Here is a 19,117-nt window from a genome sequence, read left to right on the forward strand (position 1 = left end):
CGTCTGAAAAACGGGTGCGGGCGCGAAAGCCTTTGTCTGCATTGGCCGCAACGGTTTTCAGACGGCCTGTCAGATTCTTTTGAACGGCGGCAGGCAGGCGAGGAGTTGGCGGCCGTAGCGTTGGGTGAGGATGCGGTTGTCGAGGATGGTTACGCGGCCGTAGTCGCTTTCGGTGCGGATGAGGCGGCCGGCGGCCTGGATGAGTTTGATGCCGGCTTCGGGCACGGTTACTTCGATGAAGGGGTTGCCGCCGCGTTGCTCTATCCAGCGGTTTTGTGTTTTTTCGATGGGGTTGTCGGGCATGGAGAAGGGGAGTTTGACGATGATGACGTGGACGCAGGCTTCGCCGGGCAGGTCGAGCCCTTCGGCGAAGCTGTCCAGCCCGAAGATGATGCTGGCTTTGCCGGCGGCGATTGCGTCGCGGTGGCGTTCGAGCAGTGCGGCTTTGGGGATTTCGCCCTGTACGAGTATGAGGGGCAGGTAGGCGGCGGGCAGGCGCATGGCGGTTTCGTTCATCTGCTTGCGCGAGGTGAAGAGTACCAGCGTGCCGACGGGTTCGGCGGGGGAGATGAGTTTGGGCAGCCATTCGACGACGGCATCGGTGTGTTCGGCGGGCTGCTTGGGGCTGGCGGAAAGCGGGGGGATGTAGAGTTCGCCTTGTGCGGCAAAATCGAAGGGGCTTTCGAGGGCGAGGGTTTCGGTGTCGGGCAGGCGGGTGAGGCCGGTCTGGCGCAGCAGCAGGCTGAAGCTGCCGAGCGAGCGCAGGGTGGCGGAGGTGAGGACTGCGCCGGCGGCGCGCCGCCACAGGCCGTTGGCGAGGGTGGCCGCGCCGGAGATGGGGCTGGCGTGGAAGAGGTAGTCGTTTTTGTCGTTGGGGCGGCGTTCTATCCATTTGGCCAGCGGTTCGCTGCCTTCGGGGGTGTCGGCGGCCATGAGTTCCCATACGTCGGCAATCTGTTCGGCACGGGATACGAAGTAGCCGAAGTCGGCGGCGGTGCGGTCGAGGAGCGGGCCGTCCTGGTCTTTTTCGCGGCGGGCGGCGGAAAGCGCGTCGCTGAGGCGGTTGGTGTTTTGCAGCAGGGCGCGGGCGGCGGCGGCGGTGTTGGCGGCCAGCAGGGCGAGATCTTCGGGGGTTTTGCCGTCTTCCCACAGCCAGACGGGGTCGCTGCCGTCTTCGGGCAGGTCGAGGGCGGGTTCGCTGTTGAGGTGGAACTGCCATTCGTTGAGGCTTTCGAGCAGCGAGGCGGCGGCTTCGTCGGCGAGGCTGCCTGCTTCGTCTTTGCCGGTCAGGCCGATGATTTTGTCGATAAGGGGCGGGAGCTTGTCGAGCATCCACAGGGTTTGGTTGAGCGAGTGTTCGGCGGCGAAGCGGCTGACGGCCTTTTTCGCCAGATGGTGTGCTTCGTCGATGCAGTAGAAGCTGTGTTCGGGCGGCGGCAGGATGACTCCGCCGCCCATGGCGATGTCGGACAGGAGCAGGTCGTGGTTGGCCACGATGACGTCTACGGTGTCGAGGGTTTCGCGGGCGAGGTAGAAGGGGCATTCGGCTCTGTTTGGGCAGGCGGCTTTGAGGCAGCCGTGGCGGTCGTTGGTCAGCTGCTGCCAGAGCGGGTCGGGGATTTTTTCCGGCCAGGTGTCGCGGTCGCCGTTGAAGCGGCGGGCGGCAAATTCGCCGGCGATATGGTGCAGGGTGTCCAGATCCGACGGCGAGGGCTTGCTGTCCCACAATACTGGCCGCTCAAACCCGGCCAGCGAGGCCTGGGCGTTGTTTTGCGTGAGCTGGTAGAGCTTGTAGGGGCAGAGGTAGCGGCCGCGCCCTTTGGCCAGCGCGAAGCTGAGTTGCAGGCCGCTTTTTTCGATGAGGAACGGCAGGTCGCGGTGGACGAGCTGTTCTTGCAGGGCGATGGTCGCGCTGGATACGATGAGGCGTTTTTCCCGCGTCTGCGCCATGATGCCGCCGGCCAGCAGGTAAGACAGCGATTTGCCTACGCCGGTGGGGCCTTCGATCACGGCAATGCTCTCGCCTTTGCGTTCGGGCGGGTCCTCTCCTTCGGCGCGGGTTTTGCTGCGCGCAAAGGCGTTGGCCACGGCCGCAATCATCTGCCGCTGTGCCGCACGCGGGCGGAACTGCGGCAGGTTTTCGGAGATGGCGCGGTAGTGGTCGCGGATGGCGGTTTTTTCCAAATCGGTGAGCATATTTTGTTTTCAGACGGCCTTTCGTGTTCGGCGCGATTGTAGCCGATGGCGGGCGGATGCGTTCGGAAAACGCGGCAAGGCCGTCTGAAAAGGCAGGTTTCAGACGGCCTTTTCTGTGGCGGCGTTTACGGCTGTTGCGGTGCGGACGCGGGAGCTGCGCCGCCGTCGGGGTGCGGCTCGGGCGGCGGGAAAATCAGGCGTTCGGTAAGGCGGTCGAGTTCGCCCAAAAGCCGGCCGGCCCGCGGGCTGTTGATGATGACGACGACGGATACGGGCTTGTGGCCGAGATAATAGCCCGCAAGGGCGCGTACGTTGGCCAGCGTGCCGGTTTTCAGGCGCAGCGGCCTGCCGATGTGGCGGAAACGGGATTTGAGCGTGCCGTCGTAGCCCGCTGCCGGCAGGCTGTCGGCAAATTCTTGGCGCAGCGGGCTGTGGTAGGCGGCGGCGAGGATTTCGCCCATCATGCGGGCGGAAATGCGTTCGCGCCGCGACAGGCCGGAGCCGTTTTCCAGCACCAGCGGTGCGGTGGGGATGCCCGAGAGCAGAAGCTGGGCGCGGACGGCGGCGGCGGGGTTTTGCCGGCTTTTGTCGGCGGCGGCTTCGCGGCCGATGGTGAGGAAGACGGTGCGGGCGATGATGTTGTTGGAGTGTTTGTTCATTTCGGCCAGCACTTCGCGCAGGGGGCGCGACTGCACGCGGGCGAGGGTGCGGGCGGCGGCGGGTGTTTTGCCGGCCGCCGCGCCGTCGGCCAGGATGCCGCCGCCCTGCCGCCAGTAGGTTGCGAAGCTGCGGCGGGCAAATTCCTGTGTGCCGAACATATTGACGTAGATGTCTTTTCCCGCGCAGGAGGGCGGCGCGCTGCCTTGTACGGAGAGTATGCCGTTTTCGTACTTCCCCCGCAGAAAACGGCGGGGTTTGGGGCAGGGTGCGGGCGAGGCGGTGAAAACGGCGCGGTTGTACAGCGGCACTTCGGGCAACGGCGGCGTGGTTTGCGCCGTCAGCGAGCCGTCCGCGCCGCGCCGGAGGGTGAGGCGGACGACTTTGTAGGCAAGCATCTGCGGATCGGGGGCGGTGGTAAAGGCGTGTTCCGCATCGTTGGCAAAACCGTAGGACGAGCCGGTGTGCGGCCAGAGGCTGCGGTCGAACACCAGCCTGCCGCCGATGTGGCGTACGCCGTTGTCGCCGAGCTGCGCCTGCATTTCCAAGAGGTCGGGTATGTCGAACATGGGATCGCCGCTGCCCGTCCAGTACAAATCGCCGTCGAGCAGATTGCCGCGCAGCGGGGCGGCGGATTTGAATTCGGTCTGCCAGCGGAAGCCGCCGCCGAGGGCGCGCAGGGCGGCATAGGCGGTTACGAGTTTCATGGTGGAGGCGGGATTGAGCGGTACGTCGGCGCGGTGTTCGGCCAGCACTTTGCCGCTTTGCAGGTCTTGGACGAAAAACGATACTTCGTCCGGCCGTATCCGTCCGAAATCGACGGCGGCGGCGGGCAGGGCGGCGAGGCAGAAAAGGAGGCAGAGGCGTTGCGGCATGGCTGTTCGGGGCGTGGCGGGTTTGGAGGATGCGGAGGCGGGGTTTTGGCTTCGCTGAAACTTACTGCATTCGTTTTCAGACGGCCTGTACAAGCAGCGGGCGTGCGGACGTTTTACCGGCGGCGGGTAAAGCGCAGGTTGTGCCGTTCGGACACAAAGCCGTCGAGCAGGATGTCGTGCGCTTCGCGCGGCAGCTCGTCGGCAAGCTGGCAGGCGAAACCGGCGGCAAGGGCAAGAGGCCGTCTGAAACGGCAGGCCGCGAGGCTTGCGTCGTAGTAGCCGCCCGCCTGTCCGAGGCGGCAGCCGTTGCGGTCGGCGGCGACAACGGGCAGGATGATGACATCGAGGCGGTCGGCGCGGACTTTGCCGCCGGCAAACTGGGGGATGCACAGTGTGCCGCGGCCGCGCGCACGCTCCGGTTTCGCGCCTTCGGTGTAGGGGGTAAACCACATCCGTCGGCTGCCTGCCACAATGTAGGGCAGGCGGATTTCGGCACGGCGTGCGGCGGCGGTGCGCAGCAGCGGGCGCAGGTCGGCTTCGCTGCCCGAAGGCCAGTAGATGGCGGTGGTTTTGCCGCGCCGGATGAGGGGTTTGAGGCGGCGGACGATTTCGCGTCCGGCACGCTGCCGCTCGCTGCGGGAGAGGGCGTTGCGCAGTGCGCGGAACCGGCGGCGCAGAGCCTGCTTTTGCTGCTTGGCGGTGTCGGTCATGGCGGTTTCTGCCTTACAAAGGTTGTGCAAAGGCCGTCTGAAAATATGGTTTCAGACGGCCTCCGATACGGTTTAGCGTTTGTGCCAGCGTTGCTGCGATTCGCGGATGACGGCTTTGGCTTCGTCAATGCCGCCCCAGTGTTCCACTTTGGTGCTGCCGGGTTTTTTCAGGTCTTTGTAGTGGTTGAAGTGGAATTCGATTTGTCGGACAAGCTGCGCGGGCAGGTCGGAGAGCGCATTGTAGGCGTTGCCGGTGTGGCGGTCGTCGGCGGGGACGCAGACGATTTTGTCGTCCACTTCGCCGTCGTCCACGAATTTCATCACGCCGATGACTCTGGCTTCGAGGAAAATGCCGGTGGGCAGCGGGGTGTCGGTGATGATGAGCGCGTCGAGTTCGTCGCCGTCTTCGTCCAGGGTTTGCGGGATGAAGCCGTAGTTGGTGGGTTTGGCGAAAGCCTGCGGCTCGACACGGTCAAGCTGCATGACGGCAAGGCGGCGGTTCCACTCGATTTTGTGGTTCGAGCCGGCGGGAATTTCGACAACGACGTTGATGATGCCGCCGTCCACGTCGCCCGCGTCAAGGATTTGGTTGAAGTCTGCCATAGTGGTTCCTCTCGGTTTGCAAAACGGGAAAAGGCGCGATTATAGCAGCGTCTATATGTCTATATAATGGAGGCCGTCTGAAAACCTTCTGCGGGAAGCACGCGCTATGTGGCACATTGTTTTAATCGGTTACGTATTCGTTACGCTGATGTTTTCCCTTGCCCAGCCCGGCTTGGCGCGCAAGCTGGTCTATTTTGTGTTTTTTACCGTGCTGCCCACCGCCTTCATGCTGTGGTCGGCCTATATCCGCCTGCGCAACCGGCGGATGAAGCGCGAAGAGGAAAACGGCAGGCACTTGCCCTGACGCGCTCCCGCCCGTATAATTCCGCCGCTTTTTGTCTCAAAAAGCGTTTTTTATTTTCCAACCAAAGCCCGCATCCCGCGCCCGAAGGGTGTTTCCCGCAGCGGAAATTCTGTGCGCAGGGTGTATGCACTAACCCTTTCAAGGATATTTATGTCTCAAGTTACCATGCGCCAGATGCTCGAAGCAGGCGTACATTTCGGCCACCAAACCCGTTTCTGGAACCCGAAAATGGCTCCCTACATTTTCGGTGCGCGCAACAAAATCCACATCGTCAATCTGGAAAAAACCCTGCCGCTGTTCCAAGAGGCACAGGAAGCCGTACGCCGCCTCATCGCCGCCAAAGGCACCGTGCTGTTTGTCGGCACCAAACGCCAGGCGCGTGAAATCATCCGCGAGGAAGCCGTCCGCGCCGGTATGCCGTTTGTCGACCACCGCTGGCTCGGCGGTATGCTGACCAACTACAAAACCGTCAAACAGTCCATCAAACGCCTCGAAGAGAAAAGCGCGGTTTTGGCCAATGCCGAAACCAGCGGCTACAGCAAAAAAGAGCTGCTCGATCTGACGCGCGAAGTGGAAAAACTGGAACGTTCGCTCGGCGGCATCAAAAACATGAAAGGCCTGCCCGATGCGATTTTCGTCATTGACACCGGCTACCAGAAAGGCACGCTGATCGAAGCCGAGAAACTCGGCATCCCCGTGATTGCCGTGGTGGATACCAACAACAGCCCCGACGGCGTGAAACACGTCATTCCCGGCAACGACGACTCCGCCAAAGCCATCCGCCTCTACTGCCGCGGCATCGCCGATGCCGTCTTGGAGGGTAAAAACCAGGCCGTAGCCGAAACCCTGGCCGCCGTACAGGCTGCCGAAGCCGCCGCTGCGGAATAAGGTTTCCAACCGAAACTGCAAAAGGCCGTCTGAAAAATCCTTTTCAGACGGCCTGTAACCTTAAAATCATTTGGAGATACAACATGGCAGAAATTACTGCAAAAATGGTTGCCGACCTGCGCGCCGCCACCGGTCTGGGCATGATGGAATGCAAAAAAGCCCTCGTCGAAGCCGAAGGCGACATCGAAAAAGCCGAAGAAATCCTGCGCATCAAATCCGGTGCCAAAGCCGGCAAACTGGCAGGTCGCACCGCCGCCGAAGGCGTATTGGCCTACGCTGTCGAAGGCAACACCGGCGCATTGGTGGAAGTGAACTGCGAAACCGACTTCGTTGCCAAAGACGCAGGCTTTATCGCCTTTGCCAACTCCGTAGCCAAAACCGCCGCTGAGAAAAAACCCGCCACCGTCGAAGAACTCAGCACGCTGGCGGAAGAAGAGCGCAAAGCCATTATCGCCAAACTCGGCGAAAATATGTCCGTGCGCCGTTTCCAGGTTATCGAAACACCGAACAAACTGGCCGCCTACATCCACGGCGCGCTGGCTACCGAAGGCGTACTGGTCGAATACAAAGGCGACGAAGATGCCGCCCGCAAAGTCGGTATGCACATCGTAGCCGCCAAGCCCCAATGCGTATCCGAAGACGAAGTGGATGCCGAAACCGTTGAAAAAGAACGCCGCATCTACACCCAGCAGGCCGCCGAATCGGGCAAACCCGCCGACATCGCCGCCAAAATGGTAGAAGGCCGCATCAAAAAATTCCTGGCCGAAATCACGCTGAACGGACAGGCATTTGTGATGAATCCCGACCAGACGGTTGCCCAGTTTTTGAAAGAAAACAATACGGAAGTTGTCAGCTTTGTACGTTACAAAGTCGGCGACGGCATTGAAAAAGCCGTAGTCGATTACGCCGCAGAAGTGGCCGCCGCCGCCAAAGTCTGATACGGTTTGCGCTTTTCAAGCAGCCCGCCCGCAAAGGCGGGCTTTGTTTTGCCTTTTCTGCCGGAGAGGCCGTCTGAAAAGGCGGCATGGCCTGCATGGGATGCGGAGGAACGCCGTTTGCAGGCGGGCGGCGTTTCCGTTGCCGCATAATCGGGATGCCGGTGCTGCTTTGGTTTGCCGCGCCTTATTCCGAAAGGAATGGTTTTCCAAGAGGTTTCAAATGCAGGTATGCCTGTTTCGCATCTTTAAGTGCCGCCTGCGGTTTGCTGCCTGATATGCCAAACAGGTTTGCACGGCCGCATTAGGGGGCAAGGATTGCCGTCGGAAAATACGGACAATAAGAAACCCGCCCATACAGAAGGGCGGGTTTCGTTCCAAGCTGCTGCCGTTTTACGCTTCTTCGCCGGTGTAGGGGCGGACGCTGACGGTTTTGCGGTTCAGACGGCCTTTGACGGCAAATTCCACATAGCCGTCCACTTTGGCGAACAGGGTGTGGTCTTTACCCATGCCGACGTTGTCGCCTGCATGGAATTTGGTGCCGCGCTGGCGCACGATGATGGAACCGGCGGGAATCAGCTCGCTGCCGAAGGCTTTTACGCCCAGACGTTTGGCTTCGGAATCGCGGCCGTTGCGGGTGCTGCCGCCTGCTTTTTTACTTGCCATGGTTCAAACTCCTTAAATGTTCGGTTGCTTAATCAGGCGATGGCCACGATTTCGATTTCGGTGAAATTCTGGCGGTGGCCCTGGCGTTTCTGATAGTGTTTGCGGCGGCGCATTTTGAAAATGCGGATTTTCTCGCCGCGTCCGTGTGCCACGACTTTGGCGGTTACTTTCGCGCCTGCGATAAAGGGTGCGCCTACTTTTACAGATTCGCCGTCAGCAATCATCAGAACTTCGTTCAGTTCGATTTGGCTGTCGAGTTCGGCAGGTATCTGTTCTACTTTCAATTTTTCGCCGACGGAAACTTTATACTGTTTGCCGCCGGTTTTTACGACCGCGTACATACTCAACTCCATGAGATATTTTGGATTAAAAAATTCCGCGCACCATGCGCGAAACTGCGCATTCTATGGCCAAGTGCCTGTTTTGTCAAACTCTGTTGTGCTCCGTCTTTCGTGCGCCTTTTTTCAGACGGCCTTTGTTGCTATAATCCCGCCCTTTTCCAAACCCGTCCCGCAAAGCCTGCCCGCTTCTGCCGTTTTGAGTGTCTTATGCTTGAAAACCTGCCCTATTTCCAACAAAACCTTGCAACCGATCTCGGCCGCGTCAATCAGGTGGTCGAGCGGGCGGTTCGGTCGGAAGTCGCCCTGATTTCGCAAATCGGCAGCTATATTATCGGCGCGGGCGGCAAGCGGCTGCGCCCGATCATTACCATTCTTGCGGGCAAATCGCTGGGATACGACGGCGACAAACTCTATTCCCTTGCCGCGATGGTGGAATTTATCCATACTTCCACGCTGCTGCACGACGATGTGGTAGACGAGAGCGATATGCGGCGCGGGCGCGAAACCGCCAATAATCTGTTCGGCAATGCCGCTGCCGTTTTGGTGGGCGACTTTTTGTACACCCGCGCATTCCAACTGATGGTCGGCTCTGGCAGCATGAAAATTCTCGAAGTGATGGCCGATGCCACCAATATCATCGCCGAAGGCGAAGTGATGCAGCTGATGAATATCGGCAACACCGCCATCAGCGAAGGCGAGTATCTGCGCGTTATCCAGTACAAAACCGCCAAACTCTTTGAAGCTGCCGCCCAGGTGGGCGCGATACTGGCGGGTGCGGCGGAGCAGCAGGAAGCCGCGCTGAAAGACTATGGTATGCACGTCGGCACGGCCTTCCAGATTGTCGACGACATTTTGGATTATTGCGGCGATCCTGCCGAAATCGGCAAAAACGTCGGCGACGATCTTGCCGAAGGCAAGCCCACGCTGCCGCTCATCTATTTGATGAATCAGGGTAGGCCCGAAGCGGCGCGGGACGTGCGCGATGCGCTGGAAAACGCCGACCGCAGCCGTTTCGGGCAGATTCTCGCCCATGTGCTTGCCTCCGACGCGCTGGCCTATTGCAAGCGGCAGGCGCAGATTGCGGTGGACAATGCCGTTGCCTGTCTGGACAGGCTGCCCGACAACGAAATTACCCGCGCCATGCGCAGCCTGGCGGAAGAATCGCTGGCGCGTGTGTCGTAAGCCGCTTTGAAAAACCGTTTCCCTTTCTCGCCGTAGTTCAACGGATAGAACGTATGCCTCCTAAGCGTAAAATACAGGTTCGATTCCTGTCGGCGGGGCCACAACAAACGGACGCACTTGCGGGTGCGTCCGTTTTTCTATGGTGGGGCAAAATAAAAAATCTGCGGCCTTGCCGCTCCGTATCTTGCCTATTTTGTCCCGTTATACCTGCTCCCATCAGGCCGTCTGAAAAGCCGTTTTTCAGACGGCCTTGATCCGTTTTTCCGGCACGGTTGCGCGGCGTTCAGACGGCCTCGGCCGCAAATACGGTAAAATCCCGCCTTTTTCTATCGGAGAAACCGCCATGTTCCAACCGAAAATACTGCTGCTGTGGCTCGCCGCCGCGTCCGGCGTATTCGGCCTGCCCCGTTCTGCCGACGCGCAATTTCTGCCGCGCAGCGTGCACACCGCCGCCGAAAGCGGGGCGGCACGGCACGGGCGCACCGCCGCCACTGCGCGGAACGCTTCAAGCTACGAAGGCCGTGTAACCGACGTACACGACGGCGACACCGTCCGCATCACCGACACCCACGGCGCAAAGCACAAAATCCGCCTCGCCTACATCGACGCACCCGAAACCGACCAAGCCTACGGGCTCGCCAGCCGCAACCGTCTGAGCGGCCTGATACTCGGCAAAACGGTGCAGGTGCGGGTAACAGACACCGACCAGTACGGCCGCGAAGTCGCCTACCTGCGTGCCGACGGAGCAGATGTCAATCTGGGCCAAATCGAGGCGGGGGCGGCGTGGCACTACGTTTCCATTGCCAAAAAACAGCAGGACAAAACGGATTATGCCGCTTATGCGCAGGCCGAAGCCGAAGCGCGCCGCAGCCGTGCGGGGCTGTGGCAGAAACGCGATGCCGTCGCCCCGTGGAAATTCCGTTGGCAGCAGCGCAGGCAGTAAGGCCGTCTGAAATCCGCGCGTTTGCCGGATGATGCGGCGATGCGGCCGCATGGGCGGCACAATCGGATATGCGGACAAGTCTTGCCGCAGTGTGGTTTTGTGTTTTTCCGACAGGTAAGGAAACAGGCCGTCTGAATGTTTTTCAGACGGCCTGCCGCATATTCTTATCCGTGTTTTAACTTCGTTGAAGCTGCGCTTTCAGACGGCCTGTTCTCCCGGCACGCTCAGGATGGGCAGGGTGGCGAAGCCCTGGTCGCGCACGATTTGGCAGAATTCGGTCAGATAGCTGTTGTATTCGTCCTCTTTGCGCACGGCGGCGAAAAGTTCGCTTTGCAGGCCTTCGTTCGTGATTTGTCGGGCGGCAATATAGCCTTTTTCCAAATACGGCATCACCGTCCAATGGGGCAGGGCGGCAATGCCCCGGCGGCTGGCGACGAGCTGGATGATGGCGACGGTCAGCTCGCTGTGGCGGCGGGCGGGGTTGATGCCGGCGGGCAGCAGCACCTTGCGCAGCAAATCCAGCATATCGTCGGGTACGGGATAGGTAATCAGCGTGTCGTCTGCGAAGTCTTCCGCCTGCCAGATTTCTTTGGCGGCCAGCGGATGATCCGGGGCGCAGATGCCGACCATGCCGTAGGAAAACAGGGGATGGTAGGCAATGCCCGCCTGCGGCACGGCTTCGGACACAATGGCCAGATCGGCGCGGTAGGAGAGCAGCAGGCCGACGGGATCGGCCTGGAAGCCGGACACAATATCCAATTCCACCTTCGGCCACAGCGGGCGGAATTCGCCCATCGCGGGCATCAGCCAGTCGAAACAGGTGTGGCATTCCACCGCCAGCCGCAGTTCGCCCGCCTCGCCTTCGATAATCTGCGCCATATCGCGTTCGGCGGCGGCCACTTTGGGCACCAGATCGCGGGCCAGCTCCACCAGCCTTGCCCCTGCGGGCGTAAAGCGCAGCGGATTGGACTTGCGCTCAAACAGCGGCGTGTCGTAATAGCTTTCCAGCGTGCGGATTTGATGGGACAGGGCAGACTGGGTCAGGAAGATGCGTTGTGCCGCCAGCGACACGCTGCCGGTTTCTTCCAGCGCGAGCAGGGTTTTCAGATGGCGCAGTTCGATAACGGATTCCATAATTTCGGCTTTCGGCGGCGGGGGAAAAAGACGGCAATATTAAAATAATTCATACAGACGGCGCAAATATGCAGGACAGAGGCCGTCTGAAAACAAGGTGCGGCGGGCTTTCTGGCGGTATTTTGCGTACAATCGGGCTCGTCCGAACACCCAAACCTGTATCAGGAATCCTCATATGCAATACAGTCTTTACCGTCTGCCTGAAAACCTTTCCCCCGGCGAAGCCGCACGCCGTTTTCCCTTTCTCGCCGCACCCCGTGCCGAAAACAGCCACAAAGGCACTTTCGGCACGCTGGCGGTATTCGGCGGCGCACAGGGCATGGCCGGCGCGGTGGTGCTGGCTGCTTCGGCCGCATTGCTGGCCGGCTGCGGCAAAGTGTGGGCGGGGTTTCACCGCGAGGCTCTGCCGATGCCGTTTGTTGCCGGTTTTCCCGAAATCATGCAGGCAACGGCGGACACGCTGGCGCGGCGCGGCGATGTGTCCGCCCGTGCGGCAGGCTGCGGCCTGGGTACGGCAGAGGGCGCGTCCCGCCTGCTCGGTACGCTTTTTCAGACGGCCTCCGATACGCCGCTGCTCTTGGATGCCGACGCGCTCAACCTGCTGGCAGGAGATGCCGGCCTGGCGGATGCTGCGGCGCGTTATCCGACGCTGGTCATTACCCCCCATCCGGCCGAAGCCGCGCGGCTGTTGGGCACCGCAACCGCGCAGATTCAGAGCCGCCGTGCGGATGCGGTGCGGCGGCTGGCGGAACGCTTCGGCGCGGTGGCGGTGCTGAAAGGACACCGTACGCTGGTGTGCCGCCCAGGCGGGGAAACCTACGAAAACCGCAGCGGCAACGCAGGGCTGGCCACCGCAGGCAGCGGCGACGTGCTCTCGGGCATCATCGGCAGCCTGCTGGCACAAGGCTGCGAACCGTTTGAAGCGGCCTGTGCCGGCGTGTGGCTGCACGGTGCGGCGGCCGACATACTCGCCGCATCAGGCATGGGGCCGGCCGGCCTGCTGGCCGGAGAAATCGCCCCCGCCGCCCGCTGGCTGCGCAATATGCTGATTGATAACGAATTAAAATAACTATTTGATAAAAATCAAATTCCGTAAAAATAAGGAGGAGGAAGACGGCAATGTTATCTTTTCTTTACATTGAACGTCCTATAATCCTCCGCTTCATCAACAACACTAACCGGGGAAATAAAAAATGTCAGAACCGTTTTTGCATTGGACTTCCGATTTGGACACCGGCATCGAGCAGGTGGACGAACAGCATAAAATCCTTGTGCAGTACATCAACGAAATGCACGACGCACACGTTGCCGGCAACCGCGAAGCGGTGGGCCAGGCTTTGGATCATCTGATCGAATACACCGTACAGCACTTTTCCGACGAAGAAGACCTGCTGAAAATGGCGGAATATCCGCTGGTTGACGCGCACCACCGCGTACATGAAAATTTCGTCAACAAAGTGCAGACCTACAAAGGCCGCTTTGACAACGGCGACGATGTCAGCCAGGAGCTGCTGGACATTCTCGAAACCTGGCTGTTTATGCATATCCGCCGCAACGACCACGGCTATGTGCGCCATGTGAAAGAAAAGCTGGGACTGTAAGCCGCCAGGCAGACAAGAACACAAGAGGCCGTCTGAAAACCGTATTTGGCGTTTTCAGACGGCCTCTCTTGTATGCTTGCCGTCCGGCGCATGAATGCCGTTTGTGCCGGTGTGCCGCAAATGTGATGCCTGTTTGCCGTGTGTCGGGTGTGTGGCACAAACCACGCACGCGGTTTTGCGTATTCAGACGGCCTTTTAACTGTTTTGCAAAACACCGTGCCAACAGCCGCAACCGTGTGCGCCGCTGCTGCGTCATCCCATCGGACGCATATAGGGCGTATCGTCCGGGCGGCGCAACGCAGCCAATCAGGCTTTTCCCAAACGCAAAAATGCGATCATGGCAGAGCCGCCACGCGCCTTATATGGCGAAAAAGGCCGTCTGAAAACAGCTTTGCCGAAGCTGTGTTTTCAGACGGCCTTTCGGTTTTCGGGCGTAGGGTTTAGGAAACCACTTCGCCGTTTTGGCGCGCCCGTTCGGTGGCGCGGTTGACGTGCATCTGCTGGGCGATGGTCAGAATGTTGTTCACCACATAGTAAAGCACCAGTCCGGCGGGGAAGAGGAAGAACATGACGGAGAACACCAAAGGCATGATCTTCATCATTTTTGCCTGCATCGGGTCGGAAGGCGGCGGATTGAGGGTGGTTTGGAACATCATGGTGGCGGTCATCAGCACGGGCAGGATGAACCAGGGATCGTGGCGGGAAAGATCGGTAATCCAGCCCAGCCAGGGAGCCTGGCGCAGCTCGACCGAGCTGAATATCGCCCAGTAGAGGCCGATGAAAATCGGAATTTGCAGCAGCATGGGCAGACAGCCGCCCAGCGGGTTGATTTTCTCGCTTTTATACATCTGCATCATGGCCTGCTGCATTGCCATGCGGTCGTCGCCGTATTGTTTTTTCAGCGCTTCGAGTTTGGGGGCGACGGCACGCATTTTCGCCATGGATTTGTAGGCGGCGTTGTTGAGCGGGTAGAGGATGATTTTGACGATGACGGTAAGCAGGACAATCGCCCAGCCCCAGTTGCCGGTGATGCCGTGCAGTTTGTCCATCAGCCAGAAGAGGGCGGTGGCCGGCCAGTGGACGCGGCCGTAGTCTTTGACCAGTTCGAGGTGGTCGGCGATTTTGCCCAGTGCGGCGGTGGTTTGCGGGCCGGCGTAGAGGTTGGCGGCATAGCTGCGCGTCGCGCCGGCGGGCAGATCGGGTTCGGCTGCGGACACGCCTGCGGTATAGAGGCCGCCTTCGCGCCGCTTGATGTCGATGCGGCAGCCTGAGGCCGCGCAGATGCTTTGGCCTTCTTTGGGCTGCAGTATCCATGCGGAGAAGAAGTAGTGCTGGCTCATGCCGATCCAGCCGGATTGGGTCTGCCGTTCGTATTCGGCCTGGTCGCGGCCTTTTTGGAAGTCGTCGTCCAAATCGGAGAAGGAAACTTTTTGGAAATTGCCTTCGGGGGTGTAGAGGACGGGGCCGGTGTAGCTGGACATAAAGTAGCCCTGTCCGGCAGGCGTTTTGCTGTCGCGGACGACGCGGTAGGCGGCGGCGGCTTTGAGCGGCTTGCCGCTGCGGTTGGCCACATCGAAGCGCACGTTGATCAGATAGCTGCCCTGGGTGAAGGTGTAGGTTTTGGCAATTTCCAAACCGTAAGCGGTGGTGGCGGTGAGGCGGACTTCGGCTTTGCCGTTTTCAAGGCCGTATTGTTTTTTCGCGCTTTTGAAGCTCAAACCCTGCGTCAGGCTGCGTCCGGTTTCGTCTATCAGGTCGGATTGGGCGATGTATATGCCGTCTTTGCCGTTTTCAAACAGGGAGAAGGGTTTGCTTTCGTCGTCGGCGGAGTTGTATTTGAGCAGGGTGAGGCCGCGCAGGTCGCCGCTGGTTTCGTCGATAACGGCGGCAACGGTGTCGGTGGAAACGGTCAGCGGCACGGTGGGATTCAGCACCGCCTGTGCGGCGGCCGGTGCCGCAGCCTGTTGTGCGGACTGCGCCGCCGGATTTTGCACGGGCCTCGGCGCGGGGAAAAACCATTCCCAGCCGAACAGTATCAGCGCGGAAACGGCGAAAAACAGGGTCATTCTTTTGGCATCCATCGGATTTCCTAAAATGTATGTGGGATGTGGCGGAACGGCGGTAAAGGCCGTCTGAAAACGTCGGCGGCAGGAACTTCGCGCCACGGTTTGCCGGATTGTGTTTTCAGACGGCCTGTCGGGGATGGGGCCGTCTGAAAACAGCCAATTTTACAGCCTGCCTGCCGCAGGCGGCATCCTCCGTATCGGAAACATCCGCCGGCGGACGGTATCACGGCACGGGATCGTGGCCGTGGCCGCCCCACGGATGGCAGCGGGCGATGCGTTTCAAAGCCAGCAGGCCGCCTTTTAATGCGCCGTAGCGGCGCACGGCTTCGATGGCATATTGCGAACAGGTGGGCGTGTAGCGGCAGCGCGGCGGAACAAGCGGACTGATGCAGTATTGGTAGAAACGGATTAATGCCAGCAGCAGCTTCGCGCCCATGTTTACACACGCTTTTTTTTCGCTGCGGCCATCAGTCGCGCCAGCTCGGCACGGGCGGCGGGGGCTTCGGCACAATCGAAAGCGCGGCGGACGCGGACGATGAAATCGCAGGGCGGCAGGGTGTTCTTGTGCCGCCGGAACCAGTCGCGGATAACGCGCTTCATGTAGTTGCGCTCGTGGGCGCGGCGGGCGGTTTTTTTCGCCACTACCAGCCCGAGACGGGCGTGGCCGTACGGGTTGGCGGCGGAATACAAAATTTGCAGCAGCTCGCCGCGCCGCTGTTTCCTGAAAGCAAAAACGGAAGAAAATTCTTCCGTTTTCAAGAGGCGGTACTGCCTGCCGAAGCGTTCCAACAAACGGCTCCGCGCTTATACGGCGAGACGCTTGCGGCCTTTGGCGCGGCGTGCGGCCAAAACGGCGCGGCCGCCGCGTGTGCGGGAGCGGACAAGGAAGCCGTGGGTGCGTTTGCGTTTGGTAACGGAGGGCTGGTAGGTGCGTTTCATGATGTTTCCTAAATCGGTTTGTCTGAAAAACGCGCGATTACAACCTAAATTCTTGTTTTTGTCAATCAAATGAATGCCCGCCGCCGCCGGGCAGCCGCTGCGGCGCAACAGGCGGCATTTGCGCCGTTTGCGGTCGGCGGCTGCGTGGCGGCAGGCGGGCTTTTCGGCTATAATCCGCCGTCCCATACCGCACGCGTCTGCCTGTGCGCGTTTCTGTAATGCATGATTACTGCATGATTTTCAAACGGTTTTTCTTATGCACGCTTCGACTCTCGCCGAATTTTGGCCGCTCTGCCTGCGCCGCCTGCACGATACGCTGGACGTGCGGCAGTTTGACACTTGGATCGCGCCCCTGACTGTGGGCGAAGAGGACGGCGTGTGGGCGGTGTATGCGAAAAACCAGTTTGCAGCCAATATGTTGCGCAATCAGTTTGCCGATTTGTTCGAATCTGTACGCGCCGAGCTCGCGCCCGGCCAAAGCCCGCTGGTGTTTAAGGCGGGGCGGGGCGTGTCTTATCCGATGGCGCAGGCGGAGGACGGGAAGCCGCAGGTGCGGAGGCCGTCTGAAAACGCTGCCGCAGCGGATGCGCCGGCACCTGATTCCGGATTGGCGGAAAAGCGCAGGCCTGCCGCCAAACAGAGTGCGCAGGATATTTTGGCCGAGCGTCTGAAAAACCTGCCGCCGAAGGCGCAGGCGGAGGACGAAACCAAAGCACGGGCGGAACCCGCCGCCGCGCCGCCGCGCAAACCCGCTGCCGCCGATGCCCGCGATGTCCATTACAGCCACAGCAATCTGTCGCCCGACTATACGTTTGAAACGCTGGTGGAGGGCAAGGGCAACCGCATGGCCGCCGCCGCCGCCAGATCCATCGCCGAAAATCCCGGCCGCAGCTACAATCCCTTTTTCCTCTACGGCAGCACAGGTTTGGGCAAGACCCACTTGGTGCAGGCCGTCGGCAACGAGTTGCTGAAAAACCGTCCCGATGCCAAAGTGCGCTATATGCACGCCGACGACTATATCCGCAGCTTTATGAAAGCGGTGCGCCACAACAGCTACGACGTGTTCAAGCAGCAGTACAAGCAGTATGATCTGCTCATTATCGACGACATCCAGTTTATCAAGGGAAAAGACCGTACGATGGAAGAATTTTTCTATCTGTACAACCACTTCCACAACGAAAAAAAACAGCTCATCCTGACCTGCGACGTGCTGCCCGCCCAAATCGAAGGCATGGACGACCGCCTCAAATCGCGGTTTTCGTGGGGTCTGACGCTGGAACTCGAGCCGCCCGAATTGGAAATGCGCGTTGCCATTTTGCAGAAAAAAGCCGAGGCATCGGGCGTAACCATCAGCGAAGACGCGGCTTTCTTTATCGCCAAATACATACGCTCCAACGTGCGCGAACTCGAAGGCGCGTTCAAGCGCGTCGAAGCCAGCAGCCGCTTCCAGAAAAAGCCCATCGACATCGATTTGGCCGCCGAAGCCTTGCAGGACATCGTTGCCAGCACTTATAAAGTCATCACCGCCGAGCTGATACTCGACACCGTCGCCAAACACTACCGCGTCAAAATCAGTGAGCTTTTGGGTAAAAAGCGCACCCGCAACATCGCCCGTCCGCGCCAGGTGGCCATGAGTCTGACCAAAGACCTGACCAGCATGAGCCTGCCCGCCATCGGCGATGCGTTCGGCGGCCGCGACCACACCACCGTCATGCACGGCATCAAAGCCGTGGCCAAGCTGCGGCAGGAAGATCCCGAACTGGCGCAGGATTACGAAAAACTGCTGCTGCTGATACAAAACTGATAACCCGGAATGCCGCGAAGACAAGGCAGGCCGTCTGAAAACAAAACACCGAAACCGATACATTTTAAGGAAAACCCATGCTGATACTGCAAGCCGACCGCGACAGCCTGCTCAAACCGCTGCAAGCCGTAACCGGCATCGTCGAACGCCGCCACACGCTGCCCATTCTTTCCAACGTCCTGATCGAAAATGCAAACGGGCAGACCAACATCCTCGCCACCGACCTCGAAATCCAAATCAACACCGCCGGCCCCGACAGCGAGGCCGGTGCTTTCCGCATCACCACCAACGCCAAAAAGCTGCAAGACATCCTGCGCGCCCTGCCCGAAGGTGCGCAGGTTGCCCTCGACTGGGCGCAGAGCCGCCTTACCCTCAAAGCCGGCAAATCCCGTTTCGCCCTGCAAACCCTGCCTGCCGAAGACTTCCCTCTGATGAGCGTCGGCGAAGAAATCGGCTCCGCCTTTTCCCTGCCGCAGGACACCCTCAAAACCATGCTCTCCCAAGTGCAGTACAGCATGGCCGTGCAGGACATCCGCTACTACCTCAACGGCCTTTTGATGCAGACCGAAGGAAACCAGCTCCGCCTGGTTGCCACCGACGGCCACCGCCTCGCCTACTCCGCCGCCGCCATCGAGGCCGACCTGCCCAAGGCCGAAGTCATCCTGCCGCGCAAAACCGTGCTCGAACTCTTCAAGCTGCTCAACCGCCCCGAAGAGCAGGTCAGCGTCGAGCTGCTGGAAAACCAAGTGCGCTTCCGCTGCAACGGCTCGGTCATCGTCAGCAAAGTCGTCGACGGCAAATTTCCCGACTACAACCGCGTCATCCCGCTCGACAACGACAAAATCTTCCTCCTCAACCGCGCCGCCTTCCTCGGTTCGCTCGAACGCGCCGCCATTTTGGCCAACGAAAAATTCAGGGGCGCGCGCCTGCATTTGCAAGCCGGACTGCTGAGTGTCGTGTGCAGCAACAACGAACAGGAAGAAGCCCGCGAAGAACTCGAAATCGCCTACCAGGGCGGCGAACTCGAAGCCGCATTCAACATCAACTACCTGATGGACGTGCTGCGCAACGTCCACTCCGACGACATCCAAATCGCTTTCGGCGATGCCAACCGTTCCACCCTGTTTACCATTCCCGACAACCCCGACTTCAAATACATCGTTATGCCCATGCGCATCTAGCCGCCCGCCGCTACGGCACGCTGCCGCATAACAGGCCGTCTGAAACCGCCGGACAGGTTTTCAGACGGCCTTTACCCTTTCAAACCCCCCGT

General features: G+C 60.1%; 20 protein-coding genes and 1 tRNA gene. 10 read left to right on the forward strand and 11 right to left on the reverse strand.

Going from position 1 to position 19,117, the window contains the following annotated elements; translation table 11 throughout:
- Positions 1–69: 69 nt before the first annotated feature.
- From dinG to DYE40_RS03580, 4 genes are all read right to left on the reverse strand, one after another.
- Positions 70–2,196: an ATP-dependent DNA helicase DinG gene (gene dinG / locus DYE40_RS03565; protein WP_115307765.1), complete on the reverse strand. Its 2,127-nt coding sequence runs from the start codon at positions 2,194–2,196 to the stop codon at positions 70–72.
- 125 nt (positions 2,197–2,321) lie between these two features.
- The gene (dacB, locus tag DYE40_RS03570; RefSeq protein ID WP_115307766.1) at positions 2,322–3,728 is read right to left on the reverse strand and encodes a D-alanyl-D-alanine carboxypeptidase/D-alanyl-D-alanine endopeptidase; all 1,407 of its coding nucleotides are present in this window, start codon (positions 3,726–3,728) and stop codon (positions 2,322–2,324) included.
- A 113-nt stretch (positions 3,729–3,841) separates the two neighbouring features.
- Positions 3,842–4,438 (reverse strand): 5-formyltetrahydrofolate cyclo-ligase, encoded by a 597-nt coding sequence (locus DYE40_RS03575; RefSeq protein ID WP_115307767.1) that lies wholly within the window; start codon positions 4,436–4,438, stop codon positions 3,842–3,844.
- Positions 4,439–4,510: 72 nt separating this feature from the next.
- A complete protein-coding gene (locus DYE40_RS03580; protein ID WP_115307768.1) occupies positions 4,511–5,041 on the reverse strand; it encodes an inorganic diphosphatase in 531 nt (176 codons plus the stop codon).
- A gap of 106 nt (positions 5,042–5,147) precedes the next feature.
- Between DYE40_RS03580 and DYE40_RS03585 the strand changes: the two genes are divergently transcribed.
- From DYE40_RS03585 to tsf, 3 genes are all read left to right on the forward strand, one after another.
- On the forward strand, positions 5,148–5,345 hold the full coding sequence (locus DYE40_RS03585) for a hypothetical protein (RefSeq protein WP_115307769.1): 198 nt from the start codon (positions 5,148–5,150) through the stop codon (positions 5,343–5,345).
- 150 nt (positions 5,346–5,495) lie between these two features.
- Positions 5,496–6,233 (forward strand): 30S ribosomal protein S2, encoded by a 738-nt coding sequence (gene rpsB, locus DYE40_RS03590; RefSeq protein ID WP_115307770.1) that lies wholly within the window; start codon positions 5,496–5,498, stop codon positions 6,231–6,233.
- Between the two features lie 83 nt (positions 6,234–6,316).
- The gene (tsf, locus tag DYE40_RS03595) at positions 6,317–7,171 is read left to right on the forward strand and encodes a translation elongation factor Ts (RefSeq protein ID WP_115307771.1); all 855 of its coding nucleotides are present in this window, start codon (positions 6,317–6,319) and stop codon (positions 7,169–7,171) included.
- A 390-nt stretch (positions 7,172–7,561) separates the two neighbouring features.
- Here tsf and rpmA read toward each other — a convergent pair whose 3' ends face one another.
- Together rpmA and rplU are read right to left on the reverse strand one after the other, a co-directional pair.
- On the reverse strand, positions 7,562–7,834 hold the full coding sequence (rpmA, locus tag DYE40_RS03600) for a 50S ribosomal protein L27 (protein ID WP_115307772.1): 273 nt from the start codon (positions 7,832–7,834) through the stop codon (positions 7,562–7,564).
- Positions 7,835–7,866: 32 nt separating this feature from the next.
- Positions 7,867–8,175, reverse strand: coding sequence for a 50S ribosomal protein L21 (rplU, locus tag DYE40_RS03605; RefSeq protein ID WP_115307773.1), 309 nt, complete (start codon positions 8,173–8,175; stop codon positions 7,867–7,869).
- Between the two features lie 207 nt (positions 8,176–8,382).
- Between rplU and DYE40_RS03610 the strand changes: the two genes are divergently transcribed.
- From DYE40_RS03610 to DYE40_RS03620, 3 genes are all read left to right on the forward strand, one after another.
- The gene (locus DYE40_RS03610) at positions 8,383–9,357 is read left to right on the forward strand and encodes a polyprenyl synthetase family protein (RefSeq protein WP_115307774.1); all 975 of its coding nucleotides are present in this window, start codon (positions 8,383–8,385) and stop codon (positions 9,355–9,357) included.
- Positions 9,358–9,383: 26 nt separating this feature from the next.
- Positions 9,384–9,458: transfer RNA gene (locus DYE40_RS03615), tRNA-Arg, on the forward strand.
- A 242-nt stretch (positions 9,459–9,700) separates the two neighbouring features.
- The gene (locus DYE40_RS03620; RefSeq protein ID WP_115308270.1) at positions 9,701–10,300 is read left to right on the forward strand and encodes a thermonuclease family protein; all 600 of its coding nucleotides are present in this window, start codon (positions 9,701–9,703) and stop codon (positions 10,298–10,300) included.
- Between the two features lie 198 nt (positions 10,301–10,498).
- Here the strand turns inward: DYE40_RS03620 and DYE40_RS03625 are convergent, their stop codons facing one another.
- The gene (locus DYE40_RS03625) at positions 10,499–11,434 is read right to left on the reverse strand and encodes a LysR family transcriptional regulator (RefSeq protein ID WP_115307775.1); all 936 of its coding nucleotides are present in this window, start codon (positions 11,432–11,434) and stop codon (positions 10,499–10,501) included.
- A gap of 175 nt (positions 11,435–11,609) precedes the next feature.
- Between DYE40_RS03625 and DYE40_RS03630 the strand changes: the two genes are divergently transcribed.
- The gene (locus DYE40_RS03630; protein ID WP_115307776.1) at positions 11,610–12,503 is read left to right on the forward strand and encodes an NAD(P)H-hydrate dehydratase; all 894 of its coding nucleotides are present in this window, start codon (positions 11,610–11,612) and stop codon (positions 12,501–12,503) included.
- A gap of 124 nt (positions 12,504–12,627) precedes the next feature.
- Positions 12,628–13,035 carry a bacteriohemerythrin gene (locus tag DYE40_RS03635; protein ID WP_115307777.1) on the forward strand — a complete coding sequence of 136 codons (408 nt, stop codon included), beginning with the start codon at positions 12,628–12,630 and terminating at the stop codon, positions 13,033–13,035.
- A gap of 440 nt (positions 13,036–13,475) precedes the next feature.
- Here the strand turns inward: DYE40_RS03635 and yidC are convergent, their stop codons facing one another.
- The 4 genes from yidC to rpmH all read right to left on the reverse strand — a co-directional run bounded on the left by yidC (position 13,476) and on the right by rpmH (position 16,040).
- A complete protein-coding gene (gene yidC / locus DYE40_RS03640) occupies positions 13,476–15,116 on the reverse strand; it encodes a membrane protein insertase YidC (RefSeq protein ID WP_115307778.1) in 1,641 nt (546 codons plus the stop codon).
- A 208-nt stretch (positions 15,117–15,324) separates the two neighbouring features.
- The gene (gene yidD / locus DYE40_RS03645; RefSeq protein ID WP_115307779.1) at positions 15,325–15,537 is read right to left on the reverse strand and encodes a membrane protein insertion efficiency factor YidD; all 213 of its coding nucleotides are present in this window, start codon (positions 15,535–15,537) and stop codon (positions 15,325–15,327) included.
- A 2-nt stretch (positions 15,538–15,539) separates the two neighbouring features.
- The gene (gene rnpA, locus DYE40_RS03650) at positions 15,540–15,890 is read right to left on the reverse strand and encodes a ribonuclease P protein component (protein WP_425311271.1); all 351 of its coding nucleotides are present in this window, start codon (positions 15,888–15,890) and stop codon (positions 15,540–15,542) included.
- Positions 15,891–15,905: 15 nt separating this feature from the next.
- Positions 15,906–16,040 (reverse strand): 50S ribosomal protein L34, encoded by a 135-nt coding sequence (gene rpmH, locus DYE40_RS03655; protein WP_040658472.1) that lies wholly within the window; start codon positions 16,038–16,040, stop codon positions 15,906–15,908.
- Positions 16,041–16,296: 256 nt separating this feature from the next.
- On the opposite strand from rpmH, the gene dnaA reads away from it, so the two are divergent.
- Both dnaA and dnaN read left to right on the forward strand, forming a co-directional pair.
- Positions 16,297–17,844 (forward strand): chromosomal replication initiator protein DnaA, encoded by a 1,548-nt coding sequence (gene dnaA / locus DYE40_RS03660; RefSeq protein ID WP_115307781.1) that lies wholly within the window; start codon positions 16,297–16,299, stop codon positions 17,842–17,844.
- A 77-nt stretch (positions 17,845–17,921) separates the two neighbouring features.
- Entirely contained in the window at positions 17,922–19,025 is a 1,104-nt protein-coding gene (gene dnaN, locus DYE40_RS03665; protein ID WP_115307782.1) for a DNA polymerase III subunit beta, read from the forward strand.
- The last annotated feature ends 92 nt before the right edge of the window (positions 19,026–19,117 follow it).

The sequence above is a fragment of the Kingella potus genome (assembly GCF_900451175.1).
GTDB lineage: Bacteria > Pseudomonadota > Gammaproteobacteria > Burkholderiales > Neisseriaceae > Neisseria > Neisseria potus.

Excerpts from the sequence above, each read along its gene's own strand:
- dinG (WP_115307765.1), bottom strand. The coding sequence starts at position 2,196 with ATGCTCACCGATTTGGAAAAAACCGCCATCCGCGACCACTACCGCGCC.
- dacB (WP_115307766.1), bottom strand. The coding sequence starts at position 3,728 with ATGCCGCAACGCCTCTGCCTCCTTTTCTGCCTCGCCGCCCTGCCCGCC.
- DYE40_RS03575 (WP_115307767.1), bottom strand. The coding sequence starts at position 4,438 with ATGACCGACACCGCCAAGCAGCAAAAGCAGGCTCTGCGCCGCCGGTTC.
- DYE40_RS03580 (WP_115307768.1), bottom strand. The coding sequence starts at position 5,041 with ATGGCAGACTTCAACCAAATCCTTGACGCGGGCGACGTGGACGGCGGC.
- DYE40_RS03585 (WP_115307769.1), top strand. The coding sequence starts at position 5,148 with ATGTGGCACATTGTTTTAATCGGTTACGTATTCGTTACGCTGATGTTT.
- rpsB (WP_115307770.1), top strand. The coding sequence starts at position 5,496 with ATGTCTCAAGTTACCATGCGCCAGATGCTCGAAGCAGGCGTACATTTC.
- tsf (WP_115307771.1), top strand. The coding sequence starts at position 6,317 with ATGGCAGAAATTACTGCAAAAATGGTTGCCGACCTGCGCGCCGCCACC.
- rpmA (WP_115307772.1), bottom strand. The coding sequence starts at position 7,834 with ATGGCAAGTAAAAAAGCAGGCGGCAGCACCCGCAACGGCCGCGATTCC.
- rplU (WP_115307773.1), bottom strand. The coding sequence starts at position 8,175 with ATGTACGCGGTCGTAAAAACCGGCGGCAAACAGTATAAAGTTTCCGTC.
- DYE40_RS03610 (WP_115307774.1), top strand. The coding sequence starts at position 8,383 with ATGCTTGAAAACCTGCCCTATTTCCAACAAAACCTTGCAACCGATCTC.
- DYE40_RS03620 (WP_115308270.1), top strand. The coding sequence starts at position 9,701 with ATGTTCCAACCGAAAATACTGCTGCTGTGGCTCGCCGCCGCGTCCGGC.
- DYE40_RS03625 (WP_115307775.1), bottom strand. The coding sequence starts at position 11,434 with ATGGAATCCGTTATCGAACTGCGCCATCTGAAAACCCTGCTCGCGCTG.
- DYE40_RS03630 (WP_115307776.1), top strand. The coding sequence starts at position 11,610 with ATGCAATACAGTCTTTACCGTCTGCCTGAAAACCTTTCCCCCGGCGAA.
- DYE40_RS03635 (WP_115307777.1), top strand. The coding sequence starts at position 12,628 with ATGTCAGAACCGTTTTTGCATTGGACTTCCGATTTGGACACCGGCATC.
- yidC (WP_115307778.1), bottom strand. The coding sequence starts at position 15,116 with ATGGATGCCAAAAGAATGACCCTGTTTTTCGCCGTTTCCGCGCTGATA.
- yidD (WP_115307779.1), bottom strand. The coding sequence starts at position 15,537 with ATGGGCGCGAAGCTGCTGCTGGCATTAATCCGTTTCTACCAATACTGC.
- rpmH (WP_040658472.1), bottom strand. The coding sequence starts at position 16,040 with ATGAAACGCACCTACCAGCCCTCCGTTACCAAACGCAAACGCACCCAC.
- dnaA (WP_115307781.1), top strand. The coding sequence starts at position 16,297 with ATGCACGCTTCGACTCTCGCCGAATTTTGGCCGCTCTGCCTGCGCCGC.
- dnaN (WP_115307782.1), top strand. The coding sequence starts at position 17,922 with ATGCTGATACTGCAAGCCGACCGCGACAGCCTGCTCAAACCGCTGCAA.